This window comes from Candidatus Omnitrophota bacterium (assembly GCA_013791745.1).
Classification (GTDB): domain Bacteria; phylum CG03; class CG03; order CG03; family CG03; genus CG03.
Genome location: VMTH01000163.1, coordinates 14,485 through 32,574, shown reverse-complemented (window position 1 = coordinate 32,574; position 18,090 = coordinate 14,485). Strand labels below are relative to the sequence as shown.

Genomic DNA, 18,090 nt, shown 5'->3' with positions numbered 1-18,090 from the left:
GTCCCAGTCGTCTTCGGCAAAACCGTCCTCAATGGAGATGATGCCGTATTTCTTCACCCATCTTTCATACAGGTCTATGAGAGCCTCCGCGCTGAGGACTTTTTTCGGCTTTTCTCCGGCGAGGACATATTTTCCGTTCTTGTAGATCTCGGAAGCCGCCACATCAAGCACTATCGCCACATCCCTGCCGGGCTTATAGCCGGCTTCTTTTATCGCGCGCGTTATAAATCTGAGAGCGTCTTCGTTCTCTTTCAGGTTCGGGGCGAATCCGCCCTCGTCGCCGATGGAGGTTGAAAGACCTTCTTTTTTCAGGATGCTCTTGAGTGTGTGATAGACTTCGGTACCCATCTGCATTCTTTTTTTGAAAGTTTTTCCGCCCACGGGAGCTATCATAAATTCCTGCACATCCACATTGTTGTCGGCGTGAGCGCCTCCGTTGAGTATGTTCATGCACGGAACGGGGATTATCCAGCCTTTCAGTTTTCCGGGAAAAAGCGACCTTAAATGCTTATAGAGCGGCTGCTTTTTGGATGCGGCGGCCGCACGGCACACGGCCATGGACACGCCGAGTATGGCGTTGGCGCCCAGTTTCTTTTTTTTAGGAGTGCCATCGAGCGCTATCATCGCTCCGTCAACCTTCCTCTGATCAAGAGCGTTCATGCCCTTAACGCGTTTGGCGATTTTGGCCACATTCGCCACGGCCTTGAGAACGCCCTTGCCTTTATATGCTTTTCCGCCGTCACGCAATTCCAGCGCCTCGTGCACGCCTGTTGAGGCGCCCGAAGGCACCGCCGCGCGTCCGAATGAACCGTCGGAGAGCAGAACATCCACCTCCACCGTCGGATTTCCCCTTGAATCAAAAATCTGCCTGCCTGTCACCTTACTGATCTTCAGCACTTTTCCTCCTAATCTCTTCTCTCAATAATTTCAACATTAAACTTTTACGGCAGACGCCAAAATGACCCATTATATTTTTTCAAGGGCGCTTTTTCTTATCCAGCCGCTTGAGGCGGCGACTCTCACAAAGAGCCAGCCTTCTTCCTCGTCGTAAATGGCGGCCTTCATCCCCGCGGGAACAGAGGCTATAACTTTATAGGAAGCGCCGGGGCCGCTCTGCATTCCCTCCTCCCTCATGACGATACCGTAACCGCCCGTTGGGCCGCCGTTCATTTTAGCATAGAGAGCGCCCCATGCGAAAGCTCCTGTCACAAAAAGAGCTGCCGCAAGCCAGAGAGACAATTCGCTTTTTGTGAAAACATGCAGCATAGCCGCGAAGAAGAAAAGCCATGTGACGACGACGACAGCCGTCCTGAATTCATCCTCCGTGAAAAGATCCCCGAGTGACGCCAGGGCGCTTTGCGGGACATCCGGAAGGCTCAGCTTTTCGCCCAGCACCTGCAAATTATAATTTATGTCGCGGGATCTCGGACTGAGTTTTTTCGCTCTCAGGTAATAAAGGCGCGCCTCGGGGTATTTGCCCATTCTGAAAAGGCAGTTCCCGGCGTTATAACAGTCTTCCCAACCGCCCTGATCCGCATCTATGCGGCTTTTATAAAATTCAAAAGCCCCGCGCCAGTTCTGTTTCTGGTAGAGATCTTCTCCCTCATCAGCGGCGGCAAAAGGCACAAAAATGGTCGCGGCCAGCATCATCGCCGCAAAAACGGGCGTATTGGGGACGGTTCCTAATAGCGTGATAAATTTGCGCGTGAGGCGAGCGGTAAAGCGTTTTATATTTTTCATAGGTGTTTTTTCAACTTCTTCAAGAGAACCAGCGCCTCTTCTTTCATCGTGGAGGGATCCGTGCCGCAGCCGGATGGCGAAAATCTTTCGCTCTGGCATTTCCTCACAAAAGCGGCGAATTCATCTCTGACGGTCTTGGAGACGGCGGCTAATGCCGTTTGGGGAGAACAGCCGCGCGGCGCATTCGAGCGTTCCCGGATAAAATTAAACAAAGCGTTTTCAATCCCGCCGCAAAGGAGCTCCCTCTCGGAAGGGAGCCTCAAAATCGCCGCGCGGTAGCGGCTGAAAGCCGTCCCCCGCGCCAAAGCCGATGAGGGGATTATCTTTTCGGCGACTCGGTGCTTCACCGCCAGAAGCATGAAGAAAACAACAGCCGGAAAGGCCGACAGCAGCACAAAATGAGCGGCTATAAAACCGCCTCCCGAAGGGCCTCTGACAGCTTTAATATATCTGATGTCCTTTCCCAATTCCTTGAAAAGCAGGTTTTCCGGAGCGGATGCGGTTCCCAGGGCGGCCTTGCCGACCTTCAGCCGGATTTCTTTTGTGCGAGCGGCCTCGTATTTTCCCGAGGACGGATCAAAATAGGGATATTCCAGCTCCGGTATCATCTGCTCACCCTCGACACGCGGCACAAGAACGAGCTGAAAAGTTTTGCTCCCCGTAATTTTATAATTATCCTTGCTTATCTGCTGGGATGAGATGATATCGTAACGCCTGAAATTCGCGAGGTCCGGAAAATCCGGTTCCGCGAGCGAACTTATGTTCCCCTCGCCCTCAATCTTCAGCGTGAGATTCACCGCCTCCCCGACGCGGAGAGTTTTCTTGTCCGTTGAGGCGGATGCGGAGAATCTCCCGACGGCTCCTCGGTAATTATCAGGTTTACCCTTTTGAGGCAGACTTTTTACATCCAGCCGCAAAGGGCCGCTTTGCAGGACTTTTCTCCGGCCGCCGCCGAAAAAACCGGCGAAGAAATCGTTATTCCCTCCCGGGAAACTGGATTCCACTATTTCAAGCCGCGCCTGTTCAAACTGGAACGCCCCTTTTGTTATCGGAAAAATAACGCTTTTAATTTCCGTCACCGAATAATTCCTGCCGTCCACGACTTTATTATAGCGCAGGGGAGGAGGCAGGTCCTCTTTCAGAAATCCGTTGAACGAAGGAAGCGACAGGCCGGGATTCTGTACCAGGTTCCTGTCGGCGTAAAAAAGAAAACTGTAATAGACCGGCTCGCCGGTGTAGCAGGAGGCCTTATCCAGCTTCTGCTCTATCCAGAAGGATTCCTGACGGGGGCTTTCACCGCTTCCCGCCCTCACCTGAGAGGAGACCGGGCGCACTTCCACGCTTATGGCCGGGGTCGTGTGGGTTTTGCCTTTGTATTCTATCTGAAAAGACGGTATCGTCAGCCGCCCCGTTCTTTTCGGGACGAGAATGTACTTATGCTCGCTGACCGCCGACATTTTTCCGTTCACAAATGAGACGTTCTGCGAAGTGCCAGACGAATAGACGTCAAAATCGTCCAGCGGAGGAAGCTGCATCCCCGGAAGCCTCGCGCCCGAGCCCGAGGCGGAAATCGTCAGAGTCAGCTGTTCATTGAGCCCTATGTTCTGTGACGACACCGAGGCGCTTATATTCAGATCCTCGGCGGCAAGCGGCGCGAAATTCAAAACAAGAAGCGCCGCCGCCACGCAGAAAGAGCCGATCAAGCCGGACGGTATCCGGAGCTGCAAGTCCGCCGGGGCGGGCTGGCCATTATCCGCGACAGATGGTCTTATAGTCAAACGAGACGCTACCCGTAGACGGCCGCTCAGGTATGCGCTTCGCTGCCAATTCGCTCGGGGCACTGGGCAAACCCCCTCGCTCATATGGCCCGCTCCGGATAGCGTCTCGCCTGACAGGCTTTTCCTACTTATCATTCTACCAGTCCTGACTCACTGCGGGCATCTTCTGTTTTTCCTGTTTTTTCCTGCCGCTTTTTTCCATATCGTCCAGCAGATTCATAGCGCGCTGCATATCGTCCTCGGACATATCCCCTTCCTTCTCCTTATCCTTCTCGCCGTCTTTTTTGCCGCTGTCTTCGGATTTCTGACGCAGCGCCATCTCAAGGTTGTGCAGAGCGTCTGAAGAAGACGGATCAGCGCGCAAGACGCGCCGGTAAAAGCTTATCGCCTCGTCAATATCCCCTTTTCTGTAGCAATTGTTCGCCATATTGTAAAACAGGTCTTCCTCCATACGGGGATTCTCAAAAGTCGCCGCTTTCCTGTAATTTTTTTCCGCATCGTCATGTTTCTCCATAAAATAATAAGTGTTGGCCAGATTATAGTAGGCCGCCTCTGACGCTTTCTTTTTGAGCGCCTCCCTGTAATGTTGTTCGGCTTTGAAAAAATCCCTGTTCCTGAAATCCCTGTTCCCGCTGGAAATATCATCCGCCATGGACGGCGCGGCGATCAAAAGAAGGAGGATGAGCGCGGGTGGGATATTATCAAGGAACGTTTTTTTACGCGTTATAAACGGAAGAAGGAAATCAGCTATCATAAAAAATAGAGCGGCGGCCAGCGGAATGGGATATTTTTTCTCCAGCGACGAGGAAAAAGATTCGCCCATAAAATCCTTGTCCATTGAATTGATGGCGTCGGCTATCTGCTCTATGTCCCTGTTGGCGGGATCAAAAGGAAAATAGCGCCCTTTGGTGGCATTGGCTATTTGCAGGAGAAGAGTCTCATCGCGGCGGCTTATTACGGTTTCGCCCTTTTCATCTTTTTTGTAGCCCGTCACCTTTCCGTTGTCGTCTTTGACTGGAATGGGCTCGCCCTCGGGAGTGCCGACGCCTATGACAAAAACCCTTATGCCCTTGAGTTCTTTCACAATGGAAGCGGGATCCCCCTGCAGATTCTCGCCGTCCGTCAGGAGTATGACCGCCCTGGAATTTGTATCGTCCTCAAAGCTTTCCGCGGCTTTGGACAGAGCCTCGGATATGTTCGTTCCCGGATAAGGTATTTCTCCGGCGCTTATCTCGTCTAAAAACATCCTCAGCGACGCAAGGTCTCCCGTGAGAGGACAGATCGTGAAGGCCCGTCCGGCAAAACCCACAAGGCCGTAACGCTCTGAGCGCAGAAGAGACAGGATATATTTGATCTTCGCTATTGACGCTTTAAATCGCGTGGGTTTTATGTCCTCGCAGAACATGCTCGACGACACATCAAGAGCTATCATCACGGAGCTGGATTTTTCCTCCACTTTTCTGCTGACAAGTCCCCAGCGTGGGCCGGCCAGAGCCGTGACAAAAAAAGCGAAAGCGAGAGCGGCCGATATCCGCGCGAAAATTCCGGCGCGGGGGCGGAAAGATGTGAGTTTTTCAAAAAATGAGGAAGACGCGTAAACAGAACATCTCTGCCTTCGGGCGCGCCATTCAAAAACAAAAAAGAGCGCTATAAAAGGCAGCGCTAACAGAGCAAACAATATTTTCGGGTTATCCCATATCATATCAGGGTATGCTCCTTATCAGCGCGAATCTCAAAATCATCGCCGTCACAAATAAAACGAAAGCCGCGTTCATAAATAATGACGCGTATTCCCTGTATTCAACAAAGGTGCTGGAAAGTATCTTTGTTTCCTCGAGCTTATCTATCTCGGTGTAAATCTCGCTCATGGCCTTTTCAGATTCCGCCCTGTAATATTTGCCGGATGTTTCATCGGCTATCTTTTTAAGCAGCGTTTCGTTGAGGTCATCATCTATTCTTCCCATCACCTGTCCGAAAACCGGATGATCTATCGGGATCTGCGACGCTCCGCGGCCGCCGACGCCTATGGTATATATCTTTATCCCTATGTTCTTAGCGAAATCCGAGGCCATCTCCGGCGATATCACGCCCCTGTTGCTGGCTCCGTCGGTGAGCAGGACTATGATTTTTGAAACAGAGGCGCTTTTCGCCAGATGTTTTACGGCGACGCCCAGTCCGTCGCCTAGGGCTGTGCCGTCTTCGCCCGTCATACCCGCTTTTATGCCGGATACAAGGCGCAGAACGGCTTTGCGGTCAAAGGAGAGAGGAGACTGCATCATGGCGACTCCGCCGAAAACGGCCAGCCCTATCCTGTCAAAATCCCTTTTCCTGATGAAAGAGGCGGCTTCCTTCTTGGCCGTTTCCAGCCGGTTGGGTTTCAGATCGACGGCGTTCATGCTCAGCGATGTGTCCATGACAATGAAAATATCCCTGGCATTTTTGACCTCTTCCTTTCTGTTGATGCCTTTCGCGGGGCGAAGGCCGGCGATAAAAGCCAGCACTATCGCCGCCAGATAAAGCCCCCGCCATATATGTGGCAGAGCGCTTGAGATCCCCCAGCGCGCGAGCGAATCAGCTCTTGAATAATAAACCGATTCGCTTTCCTTGTTTCCGAATATCATCCAGAAACACAGGGCCAGAAGCGGCAGAAAAATCAAAAAATAGGGGTTGAGGATTTTCATGAGCTCCCTCTGCCACCTATTCCGGCGAAGGAGCAGGCGTCTTTGAAAAGTTTATCGATCTCCCTCTCATCAAAACTCTGTCCCGCGAATTTCGCGAGGTCGCAGGAACGGAGAAAAGAAACGGCTTTAAGCCTTTCTTCCGTGCTGAAAGCTCTTTTCTTCAACTCTGCGTCTATTTCGCTCGTGTCCAGGAATATGGCCGGAAGGCCGCGCTTCTTTTCAAGATATATCCTGAAGGTATCGGACAAGCCGTCGAGAAGTTCATTGACAGGGGTGTTCCTGTCAAGAGCGTCAAGAGCCGAGGCGTACCACTCTTCAGGGCTCATCTGTTCTTCAGGAGAGACAAGGACTTGTTTCCGCCTCAGGAAATAATAGGCCGCGGCTAAAGCGGCAAGCAGCGCTATGAGCGCGATCAGTTTGGGAAACGCCCCCCTCTTCTGCGGCCGGAGCTTTTTTATTTCGGCCTCGGCCTCCCCCAGACGGCCCTTTACAAAAACGCCGAAAGGCTCTCCTCTCACGACGGCGCTTGAGATGACGAATTCCGGTGAGGGCACCGTCACCTCGCCGAGATCAAAGAAACGGAGCTCAAAACGCGCGTAGTCGTTTTGCGCGCCTTTTTGGTGTTCCGCGAGAGAAAATTTTATGTTAGCCGACGCGGGGAGTATTATGTTTTCCACCTTCTGATGAGCCTCTTTCGTTATGACGGCGTTCAACTCAAAGAGCCCGCCGATAACCGTGTGCGTGGAAGAAGGGATGAGGATGACCGCGCCTGAAACGGCGGATTTAGAAGCCGCGGCGTCCGCGGCGAAGGCCGGACAAAGGCAGGCGAAGGCCAGCGCTAAAACAGCAGGTATCCTCATCTTCTCCTCGACCTCGTCCTGAAAAGATTCAGGAGCGGCGGCACATAATCGTCGCCGGTGGAGAGCTTCAGGAGATCGCATCCGGCGGAATTAAAAAGAGAATCCAGCATGCGCTCTTCCGCGCTCAACCTCTGGGAAAATATTTTTCTTGAAGCGCGGGATGAAAAATCGGCGAAACAGCGTCGGGCGCTGACGCTGTCTTTTATCCTGACCATCCCGCATTCAGGAAGCGTCACCTCGGATCTGTCCCTCACCCTCAAGCCGATCACATCGTGTTTTGAGGATAATATGCGCAGTTTCCGCGCGTCGTCCAGTGTGAAGAAATCGCTGAAAACAAAGATTATGCTCTTTTTACCGAACACTCTGGACGCGAACTCAAGAGCCCCCTGAATATCCGAGGCCCGGGCCGTGGGTTCGGCGTAAAGCATTTCCCTGATTATCCTCATTATGTGGAAGCGCCCTTTCCTCGGCGGTATATATTTCTCTATGCCGGAGCTGAAAAGAATGAGCCCCGCTTTGTCGCCGTTTCTCGCCGAAGTCCAGGCCAGAAGAGAGGCCACTTCCGTCGCGTATTCCCTTTTCATCTTCTCGGAAGTGCCAAAGTGCATGGAAGCGCCTATATCGAGCATGAAAACGACGGAAAGCTGGCGCTCCTCGGTGAATTCCTTGATATAGGGGGCGTTCATGCGCGCGGTGATGTTCCAGTCTATGCTCCTGACATCATCGCCGGGAGCGTATGGGCGCACCTCGGAGAACTCTATGCCCTTTCCCTTAAAGGAAGAGGCGTATTTTCCCGTGAAGAGCTGCTGGGCGAGAAACCTCGCGCGGAGCTCTATCTTCAGGACTTTTTTTAATATCTCTTTCTCACTTATCATACTTGTGAGCGGGGAATGATGCCGCTAAAAATCTGAAAGCCATAGATATTTTTACGGCACTTCAACAACTGATAGGAGCTCGGAGATTATTTTGTCCGGCGTCTGGTTTTCGGCTTCGCCCTCATAGCTGAGGATGATCCTGTGGCGGAACACATCCCTGGCGACGTCTTTCACGTCTTCCGGTATGACAAAACCCCTGCCTTCTATGAAGGCCTTCGCGCGCGCGGCGTAAACAAGATGCAGCGTTGCCCTCGGCGAAACGCCCCATGCCAGCAGCGCCTTGAGTTTTTCCAGTCCGAAATTCTCAGGATGCCTCGTGGCGGCGGCCAGATTGACGCAGTAACTTTTTATCTTGTCGTCAATATATATCTGCTCGATGAGTTCCTGGAGCATAGTGACATCTTCTTTCGTAATGACCTTATCAACCTTCGGGAGCTTCTTTATCCCCACCCTTTCTATGATATCCTTCTCCTCGTCTATTCCCGGATAATCTATGACGACTTTCATCATGAACCTGTCTATCTGCGCCTCGGGCAGAGGGTAAGTCCCCTCCTGCTCTATCGGGTTCTGCGTGGCCATGACAAAAAAAGGCACGGGAAGCATGTGTGTCGTGTCCCCTATCGTCACCTGCCTCTCCTGCATGGATTCGAGCAGAGCCGACTGCACCTTGGCCGGGGCTCGGTTTATCTCGTCGGCAAGGATGAAATTCGCGAACACGGGCCCCTTCTTAACGGAGAACTTCCCCTGGGCGGGATGATATATCTGCGTGCCTATGATATCCGCCGGAAGAAGATCCGGCGTGAATTGTATCCTCTTGAAATCCATGTCAAGGCTCTGGGCAAGAGTGCTCACGGCCAATGTTTTCGCCAGCCCCGGCACGCCCTCGACAAGGACATGGCTGTGGGTGAAAATCCCTATGAGCAGCCTTTCCAGAAGCTCATCCTGCCCCACGATGACGCGGTGGAGCTCTCTGATGATGTTCTTCACCTTCACGTTCTCGGCAAGCACTTTCTGATTCAGTTCATTTACATCCATATTTCCCTCCATTTATAACCCTGCTTCTTAAATGCATGAAAAATCTTCAAATCTCTCTTGAAAATTGTCAAGACAGCGTCCACAAAATAGTCGTGTTAATATTTTCCGCAAATTAAATACCATCAGTCTTTGCTCATAATTTACTCATCTTCATCTTTGCAGCAGTCACTAATTATATCATCAACCAAATCTAAAATATTAAGGACGTCCCTTTTTCCCTTCTTTTTCCTCTTCATTAGCGATATCGGATGGGCTCTTAATTAACTTAGCCATTCTCATCTCCCAATCATCGGCAACCACTGGTACTGTTTCAGCACTAAAAATATGAATATATGCCCAACGTCCATGCGAACCTTGTATTGCAATATATTTATTGGCTTTGCTATCCCATCCCAATGAATTTATAGTTCCGCCTTCAACAGCATAAATATCTTCATCAATTCCACCGTCATAATCTATTCCTCCATGGAAATTCCATGTAGAACCTAACATCCTCGGCCCATAGTCGGATGTTATCGACCATAACCAAGGTGGAGTTATTGTTTGGGATAACAATAAACCCGTTTGGAAACTTAGGAACATGAAAACAAAAGCAAGTGAAATTAAAATTTTTCTTCTCATATCTATTCTTCTAAATACTTCTTAAAATCTATTGTCTCTGTTGCACTCAGTTTTTTCTTATCCGCATCATAATAATCAACTTTTGCCTGGCCCTCATTAGTTATTTCATAGACTACATAAGGTTTATCCGCTTTCCATAAACTCCCGCTTTGTAAATCAAAGAATACTTTTTTGCTCGCTGTAGGATAAAGAAAACCAACCTGAACGGCAAGATATCTTCCGTTTGGAGAAATTCTCATATCGCCCGCGCCACCCGGGTATGCTTCCCCGATTTTTTTCGGATAAACAAGAATTTCGTCGCCGTTGGTGTTATATGCATGGAGAATATCTTCTCCAATTTCAATTCCTTTGCCTATGATAACCGCTACTATACCGTTTTGCGCAATAATACAATCCATGAAATTAGGACATCTACCCTCAACAAATTTCTTCTCCCATAAAACATTCCCGTTGTTATCCAATAATTCAAGGCGCGACTCGCTGGGGCCTTCCCCTCGAAAAGATATCTCAGTGCCATCATTGTTAATTACGTCAATAGTACCGATACCGGTACCAATAACAGCATACTTCCCATTCTCACTGATTTTTGCATTTTTACTTATTTGCCTCCTTATCTTCACAGTTTTTTTTTGATTTATCTAATTCTTCATCAATCCTGAATTCAGTTCGCAAGATTACTTCTTTAAACGCTTTACCATCCTTATCAATATCAATAAATTTTAATTTCCGGTCTTTGACCTTTTCTACCTTTAACAACTTATCAACTTCTCCATTATATTGATCCCATAATTCCCCTGCCCTGATTTCTTGATCAGATTTCACTCCTAATTTTCTTAACACTTTTTCTCTAACCATATTTAATATCTCGTCTTTTTCCTGGCTTGATTCACTGACTAATATTTTCTGTATTTCTTTACCATCTTCCATCAAAGTTATCTCTTCTTCTTCAAGGACAATGCGCGGCCCCTTTGTCTGTTCTATATTTAATGCGTTAACATACGATACCGCCAAAACCATCCAACCCAACCCCGCCAACTTCATTATTTTATTACGCATATTATTACATCCCTTTGAAAATATTAAGCGCATCCTCTTTTTCCGTCCCCTTTTTCTTATGTCAGTCGCCATAATGGGTTCGCGTTTTGTGGATGAACACCGTGCGGCTTTTCGAATCGACCGAATAGATGATACGGTCTTTATAAGTGAGGCGCAGTGAATAGAATCCTTCCAGATCGCCGATCAATTTCTTGCCCGAATAAGGAGAAGCCGCCACCTCATCCAGGAGCAGGGTTTTAAGTTTTTGTTTCAACCTCGGCGTCAGTTTCTTAACATCCTTAACCGCTTCTTTGGTAAAGCGGATTTTATACGACGTCACTTTTTTTTCCCTAACACCTCTTCAAAGGAAAATGTCTCGCCTTTTTTCATTTGGCGAACAGACTTTTTCATACTCGCCCTGAAGCCGGGAATAGAAAGAAGCTCCAGCGATTCTATCAGGCTTTCGTAGTCGTCTTCGGACATAAGCACCGTCGCGCCCTTGCGGTGACTGATCCTGTATATTTTGTGGCTTTTTGCCGCGCCGTTGATAATATCAAAAAACTCGCGGCGGGCATCCGTGGCTGTGAGTGTCGTCATATCATACCTCCCTTAAAACGTACATCTTTATGTACATCATTGTCTCACAATTGTGCGTTTTTGTCAAACAAAGGGCCGCGGCGCTCAGATAAGGCTTGCTACGTAATCGCCGACTTCCGTCGTGCCCATGCCCATTTTGCCTGCCGACATGGATTTGATTTTTCCGGCCGTGGCCGTCATCACCGCTTTTTCAACGGCGACCGCGGCTTCTTCTTCGCCGATGTTTGAAAGCAGCATCCCGAGCGAACATATAGCGGCCAGTGGATTGATGACATTTTTACCCGTGTATTTGGGCGCGGAACCGCCTATGGGCTCGAACATGGACACGCCCTCCGGATTAATGTTTCCGCCGGCGGCTATTCCCATTCCGCCCTGCGTCATCGCCGCGAGATCGGTGATTATATCGCCGAACATGTTGTCCGTGACGATAACGTCAAACCATTCCGGGTTTTTCACCATCCACATACAGGTGGCGTCAACATGCGTGTAATCTGTTTTTATGTCCGGGAACTCCTTGGCGACCTCATAAAAAGTCCTTTCCCAGAGATCCCACGCGTAGGTGAGAACATTTGTCTTTCCACAGAGCGTGAGCTGTTTTCTCTTGTTCCTTTTTCTTGTGAATTCAAAAGCGTATCTTATGCAGCGCTCAACGCCGCGCCTCGTGTTATAGGATGTCTGAAGAGCCACCTCGTCCTTAGTGCCCTTGTTCTTGAATTCGCCAAGGCCCTTATAAAGGCCCTCGTTGTTTTCCCTCACTACAACATAGTCTATATCATCCGGGCCCTTGTCCTTGATCGGCGTCCACACTCCGGGATAGAGCTTGACGGGCCTGTGGTTTATGTACTGCTCAAGATCGTATCTCATTTTCAGAAGAAGGCCTTTTTCAAGTATCCCCGGTTTCACGTCGGGATGGCCGATCGCGCCCAGATATATGGCGTCGAATTTTTTCAGTGTTTCTATGCCGTCGGCGGGTATGACCTCGTGGGTCCTCATGTATCTCTCGCCGCCCCAGTCCAGCATTGTCGTCTCATACTCAAAGCCGAACTTTTTTGAGGCCGCTTTAAGGACTTTCAGCCCTTCCGCGACGACTTCCGGCCCTGTTCCGTCTCCGCCTATAACCGCTATCTTGTGCTTTTTCATCTCATTTTCTCCTTTGAACGGCATAATTCAGAAGGCCGCCGGACGACACTATTTTCTTTATGAATTCCGGAACGGGCTTCACCTGATAAATCTTTTTCGTGCGGGCGTTGGCGATCTCGCCCTTCTGCATGTCAACCGTTATCTCATCGCCCGGGCGGGTGTCTTTTTTCATGTCACAGACAAAAACCATGAGGCCTATGTTTATGCAGTTGCGGAAAAAAATCCTCGCGAACGATTTTGCTATGACGGCCGAGATGCCAGATGCCTTTATGGCTATGGGCGCGTGTTCGCGCGAGGAGCCGCAGCCGAAGTTGTCTCCGGCGACGATGATATCGCCCGTCTTCACCTTTTTGCTGAAATCTTTATCCAGGTCTTCCATGCAGTGCGCGGCCAGTTCATCCGCGTTATCAGTCGTGAGAAACCTCGCCGGTATTATCACATCCGTGTCCACAGAATCCCCGACGACATAAGCGCGGCCTTTTATTATATTTTTCATTTTCTCTCCGTTTTAAATCCCTAAAGCTGTTCCGGCGATATTATACGCCCCCTGAGCGCCGAGGCGGCCGCCGTGTAGGGTGAGGCAAGATACACACGGGAGCTGATGGCCCCCATCCTGCCGACAAAATTCCTGTTGGTCGTGGATATCGCCGTTTCTCCGCCAGCGAGTATCCCCATGTGGCCGCCCAGGCACGGCCCGCAGGTGGGCGGCGCGATAACGCAACCCGCTTTCAGGAATGTCTCTATGTAACCTTTCTTCAAGGCCTCGGCATAGACTTGCTGACTGCCGGGAAGGATTATACAGCGCAGTCCGGCGCTTATCTTCCTGCCTTTCATTATCTTCGCCGCCTGCGCGAAATCGCTTATCCTGCCGTTTGTGCAGGAACCTATGACGGCCTGGTCTATTTTTACTTTATTCATTTTCTCGGCGGGCCCCACTTTATCGGGAAGATGCGGCGCGGCGACAAGAGGCTTAACGGAGCTTATATCCATTTTGAGTATCTGAGCCGAAGCTCCGTCGGCGAAAACCCTGGCCTTCTTACCCGGACGCCCCTTGATATACTCCGCGGTTTTTTTATCCGGCACGACAAAACCGGCTTTTCCGCCGGCCTCAATGGCCATGTTGCACATGGTGAATCTCTCATCCATTGAAAGAGCGCGTATGACAGGCCCCGCGAATTTCATGGCTTTGTAATTCGCGCCGAAGACGCCTACCTTCCCGATGGTCAGGAGAATAAGATCCTTGCCTGTTATGAATTTTCCTTTTTTGCCGCTGTAAACAAATTCCATGACCTCCGGCACCATAAACCAGATCTTTCCGGTGAGCATGGCGAAAGCCGCATCGGTGGAACCGACGCCTGTGGAAAAAGCGCCCAGCGCCCCGTATGTGCAGGTGTGAGAATCCGCGCCTATGACAACGTCGCCGGGCTTGACGATTCCTTTCTCCGGCAGAATGACATGCTCGACGCCGCCGTCGCCGATCTCAAAAAACTTTATCTTCTGCTTTTTAGCAAAATCCCTCAGGAATTTCACATTTTCAGCGGATTGGATGTCTTTATTGGGCGTGAAGTGATCACAGACGATCACCACCGACCCGGGGTTCTTTATCTTCTTTCCTCTTTTGAGGAATTCTTTCACCGCCAAGGGCCCCGTCACATCGTTCATCAGAACCGTGTCGCAGCGGGCCTCTATATATTCCCCCGCGGAAACACTTTTTCTTCCCGAGGCGTGAGATAGAATATTTTCAACGTAATTCATAGATCATCCTTTGATATTCCGCAATTCAAGTTTGTTGAGAGCGGAAAGGTATGCCAGTATGGAGGCCTCTATTATATCCGTGGATGATGAGACGCCCGCGAACACTTTTTTTCCGAAAGCCGCCCTGAGCCGCACCTCGCCCTGCGCGTCTTTTCCGACAGTAATGGACTTCACATGATAATCAGTGAGTTTCCCCTTCCTGCCGCTGACCGCCTCCACCGCCTTGAGCACGCTGTCAACGGGCCCGTCGCCGGAGGCCTCGCCCCTGAATATCTTTCCGCCTTTTTTGAGCGTCACCTTTCCCTTTGAGCCGGACGGTGTGGTGTGCACCTCAAAATTTTTCAGCTCAAAGCCGTCTCTTCTGCCCATGTCCTTTTCTATGAGCGCTATTATATCTTCGTCATAAACCTTTTTCTTTTTGTCAGCCAGTTTTTTAAACTCGACAAATATCTCATCCAGTTTGTCTTTTCCGACCTGAAAACCGAGATCTTTCAGCTTTTTATCCAGAGCCGCGCGGCCGGAATGCTTTCCGAGAACGAGCCGCGAACCCGATATCCCCACATCTTCCGGCTTCATTATCTCGTATGTCTGGGCTTTTTTGAGCACACCGTCCTGATGGATGCCGGCCTCATGGGCGAAAGCGTTGGATCCGACGACGGCTTTATTCGGCTGCACGGCGATGCCGGTCATGTGCGAGACCATCCCCGACACGCGCGCTATAGCGTGAGTGTCAACGCCGGTTTTTATTTTCGGGAAACGCACTTTCAGGGCCATGACTATTTCTTCCAGGGCCGCGTTCCCGGCGCGCTCTCCCAGGCCGTTGATCGTGCATTCCACCTGACCGGCTCCGGCGATAACCGCCGCAAGGGAATTTGCCGTGCCCAGTCCCAGGTCATTGTGGCAGTGCACCGAAAAAACGGCTTTGTGCGAATTCTTCACATTGGCCAGAAGATAACTTATGAGTTTTCCCATCTCTTCCGGATAGGCATAACCGACGGTATCGGGAATGTTTATTATACCGGCTCCGGCGGATATGACTTTTTCAATTATTTCGCGGAGGAATTTTTTATCACTCCTGGTGGCGTCCTCGCAGGAGAATTCCACTTCGTCGCAATATCCGCGCGCCAGTTTTACCGCTCCCACGGCGTGGGATACAACCTCGGCCTTTGACATCCTGAGCTTGTATTTCATGTGCACGGGAGAGGTGGCAATAAAAGTGTGTATGCGTTTATGCCGGGCGCTGGAAAGGGCGCCTGCGGCGGCGGCAATATCTTTTTCAACGGCCCGCGCGAGCGAACACACCGTCACATTCTTCAAAACGGATGAAATCCTTTCTATGCTCTTATAATCGTCGGGTGAGGATATGGCAAAACCCGCCTCTATAACGTCCACTTTCATCTTCTCGAGCTCGCGCGCTATTATGAGTTTCTGGTCACTCGTAAGCGATGCGCCCGGTGACTGCTCTCCGTCGCGCAGAGTCGTGTCAAATATGATTATTTTTCCGGACATCAGTCTCTTTCCTTCCTCATCCTGATTGTCCTGATGACAATATCCAGCAATCCGTAGAGCAGATAGGCTATGAGCATCAGCGATATAACGCTTTCCGGATACATCACGAAAAGCACCAGCCACACGATCGTTATTATGAAAACCCTCATAGGCAGCATACCCGTGAGTTTGAATCTGCTCCCGTGGGGGTATCTCAATTTTGTCAGCATCAGGAATGAGATAAGTATTATTATAAACGGCAGGATGTGAGCGAAAAGCGGCGCTCTTTCAACAAGAAACCTGAAACTCCGTTTGGGGGAATCCGCCTTGTATATTTCCATCAGCAGGACAAAAGCAGCCAGTATTCCCGCGGCCGCCGGCGACGGAAGGCCCTCAAAATAAGGCGATTTCTCTTCAGAGGAAGCGGAAGTGTTGTAGCGGGCCAGCCTGATCGCCACGGTCAGAACAAACAAAAGGCAGACAGCCCATCCGAGGCGAAAATCCTTGAGGTAGTATATCCACACAAGCAGAGCCGGGGCCATGCCGAAAGACGCCATATCCGCTATGCTGTCAAATTCCATACCGAATTTGGAGTCGGTGTTTGTCATGCGGGCCAAATAACCGTCCATGGAATCCATCGCCCATCCTATAACGATGAGCCAGGCGGCCAGAGAATATTTATCCTGAAGGGCGAAGAGAACAGACATAAAACCGCAGCCAATATTGATCGCCGTGAAAACGCTGGGAAGATATATCCCCGTCCTGAATCTTTTCATCTCCATTTCGCTATCACCGAACGGGCGCAGTCAAGTCCGTCTCCTTCTTTCACAAGCACCTGGCAGGATCCCGGAAATTCGCAATCCACCTGGGAGCCGAACTTTATCATGCCGAACTTTTCGCCCTGCGAGACCGTATCACCCTCTTTTTTCCAGCAGAGTATCCGCCGGGCTATGGAACCGACGATCTGCGTGACGGCTATGACGCCGCGCGGAGTGTCAAACAGCACCTCGTTTCTCTCGTTTTTGATGTGCGCGTCGCTTTTGGCGGCATTGATGAAACTTCCGTGCGTATAAGTTATCTTCCTGACCGTGCCGCCGTAAGGCGCGCGCTGGATGTGGTAACTGCACACATTCATAAAAATCCGCACAACTTTCGTACCCCGGTCCGTTTCCTCGATGGACATCACGCGTCCGGAAGCCGGAGAGAGGATGTGCGCGTCTGACGCATTCACTTTTATATCGGGATCCCTGAAAAACCACAGCGTCCACAAAGCGACGGAAAAAACAAGCGCCGCCGCGTAAAAGTTCCAACTTGACAGCAGCTCCTTTTTCACCGGCAGAAACAGAGGCACAAACAGGGCCGCGAAAACGGCGACCAGCGGCAGCAGCACCGGTATGACTTCTTTTGAAACCCGCATCCGGATCTATTTTTTCAGCCAGCGCATCATCTTTCGGAGTTTGCCGCCCACTTCCTCTATCTTAAGCTCAAAGCTTTCCTTTCTCGCCTGATTGAACACGGGACGGCCGACTCTGTTTTCAAGCAGCCATTCTTTCGCGAATTCGCCGGAGACGATTTCCCTGAGGATCTTTTTCATTTCCTTCTTCGTCTCGTCAGTTATTATCCTCGGGCCTCTTGAATATTCGCCGTATTCGGCGGTGTCAGAGATGGAATAGTTCATCCAGCCTATGCCTTTCGTGTGCATAAGATCGACGATGAGCTTGAGCTCGTGGAAACATTCAAAATAGGCGATCTCCGGCTGGTAACCCGCCTCAACGAGCTTCTCAAAGCCGGCCTTGACCAACTCCACAACGCCGCCGCAGAGAACAACCTGCTCTCCGAAAAGATCCGTTTCCGTCTCTTCCGAAAAAGTCGTCTCCAGTGTACCGGCCCGGGTGCCGCCTATGCCTTTTGAATAGGCCAGCGCCAGCTGTTTGGCTTTTTTGGACGCGTTCTGATGAACGGCTATGAGATTCGGCACGCCGCCGCCGGCGGCATACACATCCCTGACAAGATGGCCGGGCCCTTTCGGGGCGACCATCACAACATCAATCGTTTTCGGCGGCTTTATCTGGCCGAAGCGGATGTTGAATCCGTGGGAAAAACCCAGCACCATGCCCTTTTTCAAATTGGGCTCAACATCGTTTTTATAAATTATCGACTGGAGCTCGTCGGGAACGAGCATCTGCACCCAGAAAGCTTTTTTGACCGCTTCCGCACAGGTAACGGGCTTGAAGCCGTCTTTCTTAGCCTGTTCAAAATTGTCGGAGCCGGGCAGGTCAGCGACGATGACGTTAACGCCCGAATCCCTGAGATTCTGCGCCTGCGCGTGCCCCTGAGAACCGTAACCTATGACAGCCACGGTTTTACCCTTTAACGCCGACAAACTTGCATCTTTGTCATAATAAATCTTTGCCATTTTAAAACCTCCGTTTCTTTTTATCCAACCGGAATATTAGGGAATATTAGCACATTGTAAAACATTATT

Annotated in this window: 20 protein-coding genes; all 20 read right to left on the bottom strand. The window is 50.5% G+C overall.

Annotated elements, in window-relative coordinates; all coding sequences use genetic code 11:
• A partial coding sequence (locus tag FP827_08345) for a phosphopyruvate hydratase (GenBank protein ID MBA3053072.1) occupies positions 1-894 on the bottom strand: 894 nt, incomplete at its 3' end.
• 72 nt (positions 895-966) lie between these two features.
• Entirely contained in the window at positions 967-1,839 is an 873-nt protein-coding gene (locus FP827_08340) for a tetratricopeptide repeat protein (GenBank protein ID MBA3053071.1), read from the bottom strand.
• Positions 1,737-3,653, bottom strand: a complete 1,917-nt coding sequence (locus FP827_08335) for a protein BatD (protein MBA3053070.1) — start codon at positions 3,651-3,653, stop codon at positions 1,737-1,739. The genes FP827_08340 and FP827_08335 overlap by 103 nt, the downstream gene beginning before the upstream one ends.
• Position 3,654: 1 nt before the next feature.
• On the bottom strand, positions 3,655-5,220 hold the full coding sequence (locus FP827_08330; protein MBA3053069.1) for a VWA domain-containing protein: 1,566 nt from the start codon (positions 5,218-5,220) through the stop codon (positions 3,655-3,657).
• Position 5,221: 1 nt separating this feature from the next.
• On the bottom strand, positions 5,222-6,199 hold the full coding sequence (locus tag FP827_08325) for a VWA domain-containing protein (GenBank protein ID MBA3053068.1): 978 nt from the start codon (positions 6,197-6,199) through the stop codon (positions 5,222-5,224).
• Entirely contained in the window at positions 6,196-7,059 is an 864-nt protein-coding gene (locus tag FP827_08320) for a hypothetical protein (protein ID MBA3053067.1), read from the bottom strand. Before FP827_08320 ends, FP827_08325 begins: the two co-directional genes overlap by 4 nt.
• Entirely contained in the window at positions 7,056-7,934 is an 879-nt protein-coding gene (locus FP827_08315; GenBank protein MBA3053066.1) for a DUF58 domain-containing protein, read from the bottom strand. Before FP827_08315 ends, FP827_08320 begins: the two co-directional genes overlap by 4 nt.
• 51 nt (positions 7,935-7,985) lie before the next feature.
• Positions 7,986-8,981 (bottom strand): AAA family ATPase, encoded by a 996-nt coding sequence (locus tag FP827_08310; GenBank protein MBA3053065.1) that lies wholly within the window; start codon positions 8,979-8,981, stop codon positions 7,986-7,988.
• 186 nt (positions 8,982-9,167) lie between these two features.
• Positions 9,168-9,590: a hypothetical protein gene (locus FP827_08305; GenBank protein MBA3053064.1), complete on the bottom strand. Its 423-nt coding sequence runs from the start codon at positions 9,588-9,590 to the stop codon at positions 9,168-9,170.
• A gap of 2 nt (positions 9,591-9,592) precedes the next feature.
• Positions 9,593-10,210: a hypothetical protein gene (locus tag FP827_08300; protein MBA3053063.1), complete on the bottom strand. Its 618-nt coding sequence runs from the start codon at positions 10,208-10,210 to the stop codon at positions 9,593-9,595.
• Positions 10,185-10,646, bottom strand: coding sequence for a hypothetical protein (locus FP827_08295; protein MBA3053062.1), 462 nt, complete (start codon positions 10,644-10,646; stop codon positions 10,185-10,187). Before FP827_08295 ends, FP827_08300 begins: the two co-directional genes overlap by 26 nt.
• A 61-nt stretch (positions 10,647-10,707) precedes the next feature.
• The gene (locus tag FP827_08290; protein MBA3053061.1) at positions 10,708-10,965 is read right to left on the bottom strand and encodes a type II toxin-antitoxin system mRNA interferase toxin, RelE/StbE family; all 258 of its coding nucleotides are present in this window, start codon (positions 10,963-10,965) and stop codon (positions 10,708-10,710) included.
• Positions 10,962-11,222, bottom strand: a complete 261-nt coding sequence (locus FP827_08285) for a type II toxin-antitoxin system Phd/YefM family antitoxin (protein ID MBA3053060.1) — start codon at positions 11,220-11,222, stop codon at positions 10,962-10,964. Before FP827_08285 ends, FP827_08290 begins: the two co-directional genes overlap by 4 nt.
• Positions 11,223-11,306: 84 nt before the next feature.
• The gene (locus tag FP827_08280) at positions 11,307-12,362 is read right to left on the bottom strand and encodes a 3-isopropylmalate dehydrogenase (GenBank protein ID MBA3053059.1); all 1,056 of its coding nucleotides are present in this window, start codon (positions 12,360-12,362) and stop codon (positions 11,307-11,309) included.
• Between the two features lies 1 nt (position 12,363).
• Positions 12,364-12,858, bottom strand: a complete 495-nt coding sequence (locus FP827_08275; protein MBA3053058.1) for a 3-isopropylmalate dehydratase small subunit — start codon at positions 12,856-12,858, stop codon at positions 12,364-12,366.
• Between the two features lie 20 nt (positions 12,859-12,878).
• Entirely contained in the window at positions 12,879-14,117 is a 1,239-nt protein-coding gene (locus tag FP827_08270; GenBank protein ID MBA3053057.1) for a 3-isopropylmalate dehydratase large subunit, read from the bottom strand.
• Positions 14,118-14,120: 3 nt separating this feature from the next.
• On the bottom strand, positions 14,121-15,626 hold the full coding sequence (locus tag FP827_08265) for a 2-isopropylmalate synthase (GenBank protein ID MBA3053056.1): 1,506 nt from the start codon (positions 15,624-15,626) through the stop codon (positions 14,121-14,123).
• The gene (gene pssA, locus FP827_08260) at positions 15,626-16,387 is read right to left on the bottom strand and encodes a CDP-diacylglycerol--serine O-phosphatidyltransferase (GenBank protein ID MBA3053055.1); all 762 of its coding nucleotides are present in this window, start codon (positions 16,385-16,387) and stop codon (positions 15,626-15,628) included. The genes FP827_08265 and pssA overlap by 1 nt, the downstream gene beginning before the upstream one ends.
• Positions 16,378-17,022, bottom strand: coding sequence for a phosphatidylserine decarboxylase (locus tag FP827_08255; protein ID MBA3053054.1), 645 nt, complete (start codon positions 17,020-17,022; stop codon positions 16,378-16,380). The genes pssA and FP827_08255 overlap by 10 nt, the downstream gene beginning before the upstream one ends.
• 6 nt (positions 17,023-17,028) lie before the next feature.
• Positions 17,029-18,021, bottom strand: coding sequence for a ketol-acid reductoisomerase (gene ilvC, locus FP827_08250; GenBank protein MBA3053053.1), 993 nt, complete (start codon positions 18,019-18,021; stop codon positions 17,029-17,031).
• Positions 18,022-18,090 lie beyond the last annotated feature (69 nt).

Coding starts and splice junctions, on each gene's coding strand:
- FP827_08325 (MBA3053068.1), bottom strand. CDS start 6,199: ATGAAAATCCTCAACCCCTATTTTTTGATTTTTCTGCCGCTTCTGGCC.
- FP827_08295 (MBA3053062.1), bottom strand. CDS start 10,646: ATGCGTAATAAAATAATGAAGTTGGCGGGGTTGGGTTGGATGGTTTTG.
- FP827_08315 (MBA3053066.1), bottom strand. CDS start 7,934: ATGATAAGTGAGAAAGAGATATTAAAAAAAGTCCTGAAGATAGAGCTC.
- FP827_08330 (MBA3053069.1), bottom strand. CDS start 5,220: ATGATATGGGATAACCCGAAAATATTGTTTGCTCTGTTAGCGCTGCCT.
- FP827_08265 (MBA3053056.1), bottom strand. CDS start 15,626: ATGTCCGGAAAAATAATCATATTTGACACGACTCTGCGCGACGGAGAG.
- FP827_08280 (MBA3053059.1), bottom strand. CDS start 12,362: ATGAAAAAGCACAAGATAGCGGTTATAGGCGGAGACGGAACAGGGCCG.
- FP827_08310 (MBA3053065.1), bottom strand. CDS start 8,981: ATGGAGGGAAATATGGATGTAAATGAACTGAATCAGAAAGTGCTTGCC.
- FP827_08335 (MBA3053070.1), bottom strand. CDS start 3,653: ATGATAAGTAGGAAAAGCCTGTCAGGCGAGACGCTATCCGGAGCGGGC.
- FP827_08285 (MBA3053060.1), bottom strand. CDS start 11,222: ATGACGACACTCACAGCCACGGATGCCCGCCGCGAGTTTTTTGATATT.
- FP827_08270 (MBA3053057.1), bottom strand. CDS start 14,117: ATGAATTACGTTGAAAATATTCTATCTCACGCCTCGGGAAGAAAAAGT.
- FP827_08320 (MBA3053067.1), bottom strand. CDS start 7,059: ATGAGGATACCTGCTGTTTTAGCGCTGGCCTTCGCCTGCCTTTGTCCG.
- FP827_08255 (MBA3053054.1), bottom strand. CDS start 17,022: ATGCGGGTTTCAAAAGAAGTCATACCGGTGCTGCTGCCGCTGGTCGCC.
- ilvC (MBA3053053.1), bottom strand. CDS start 18,021: ATGGCAAAGATTTATTATGACAAAGATGCAAGTTTGTCGGCGTTAAAG.
- FP827_08275 (MBA3053058.1), bottom strand. CDS start 12,858: ATGAAAAATATAATAAAAGGCCGCGCTTATGTCGTCGGGGATTCTGTG.
- pssA (MBA3053055.1), bottom strand. CDS start 16,387: ATGGAGATGAAAAGATTCAGGACGGGGATATATCTTCCCAGCGTTTTC.
- FP827_08305 (MBA3053064.1), bottom strand. CDS start 9,590: ATGAGAAGAAAAATTTTAATTTCACTTGCTTTTGTTTTCATGTTCCTA.
- FP827_08340 (MBA3053071.1), bottom strand. CDS start 1,839: ATGCCAGAGCGAAAGATTTTCGCCATCCGGCTGCGGCACGGATCCCTC.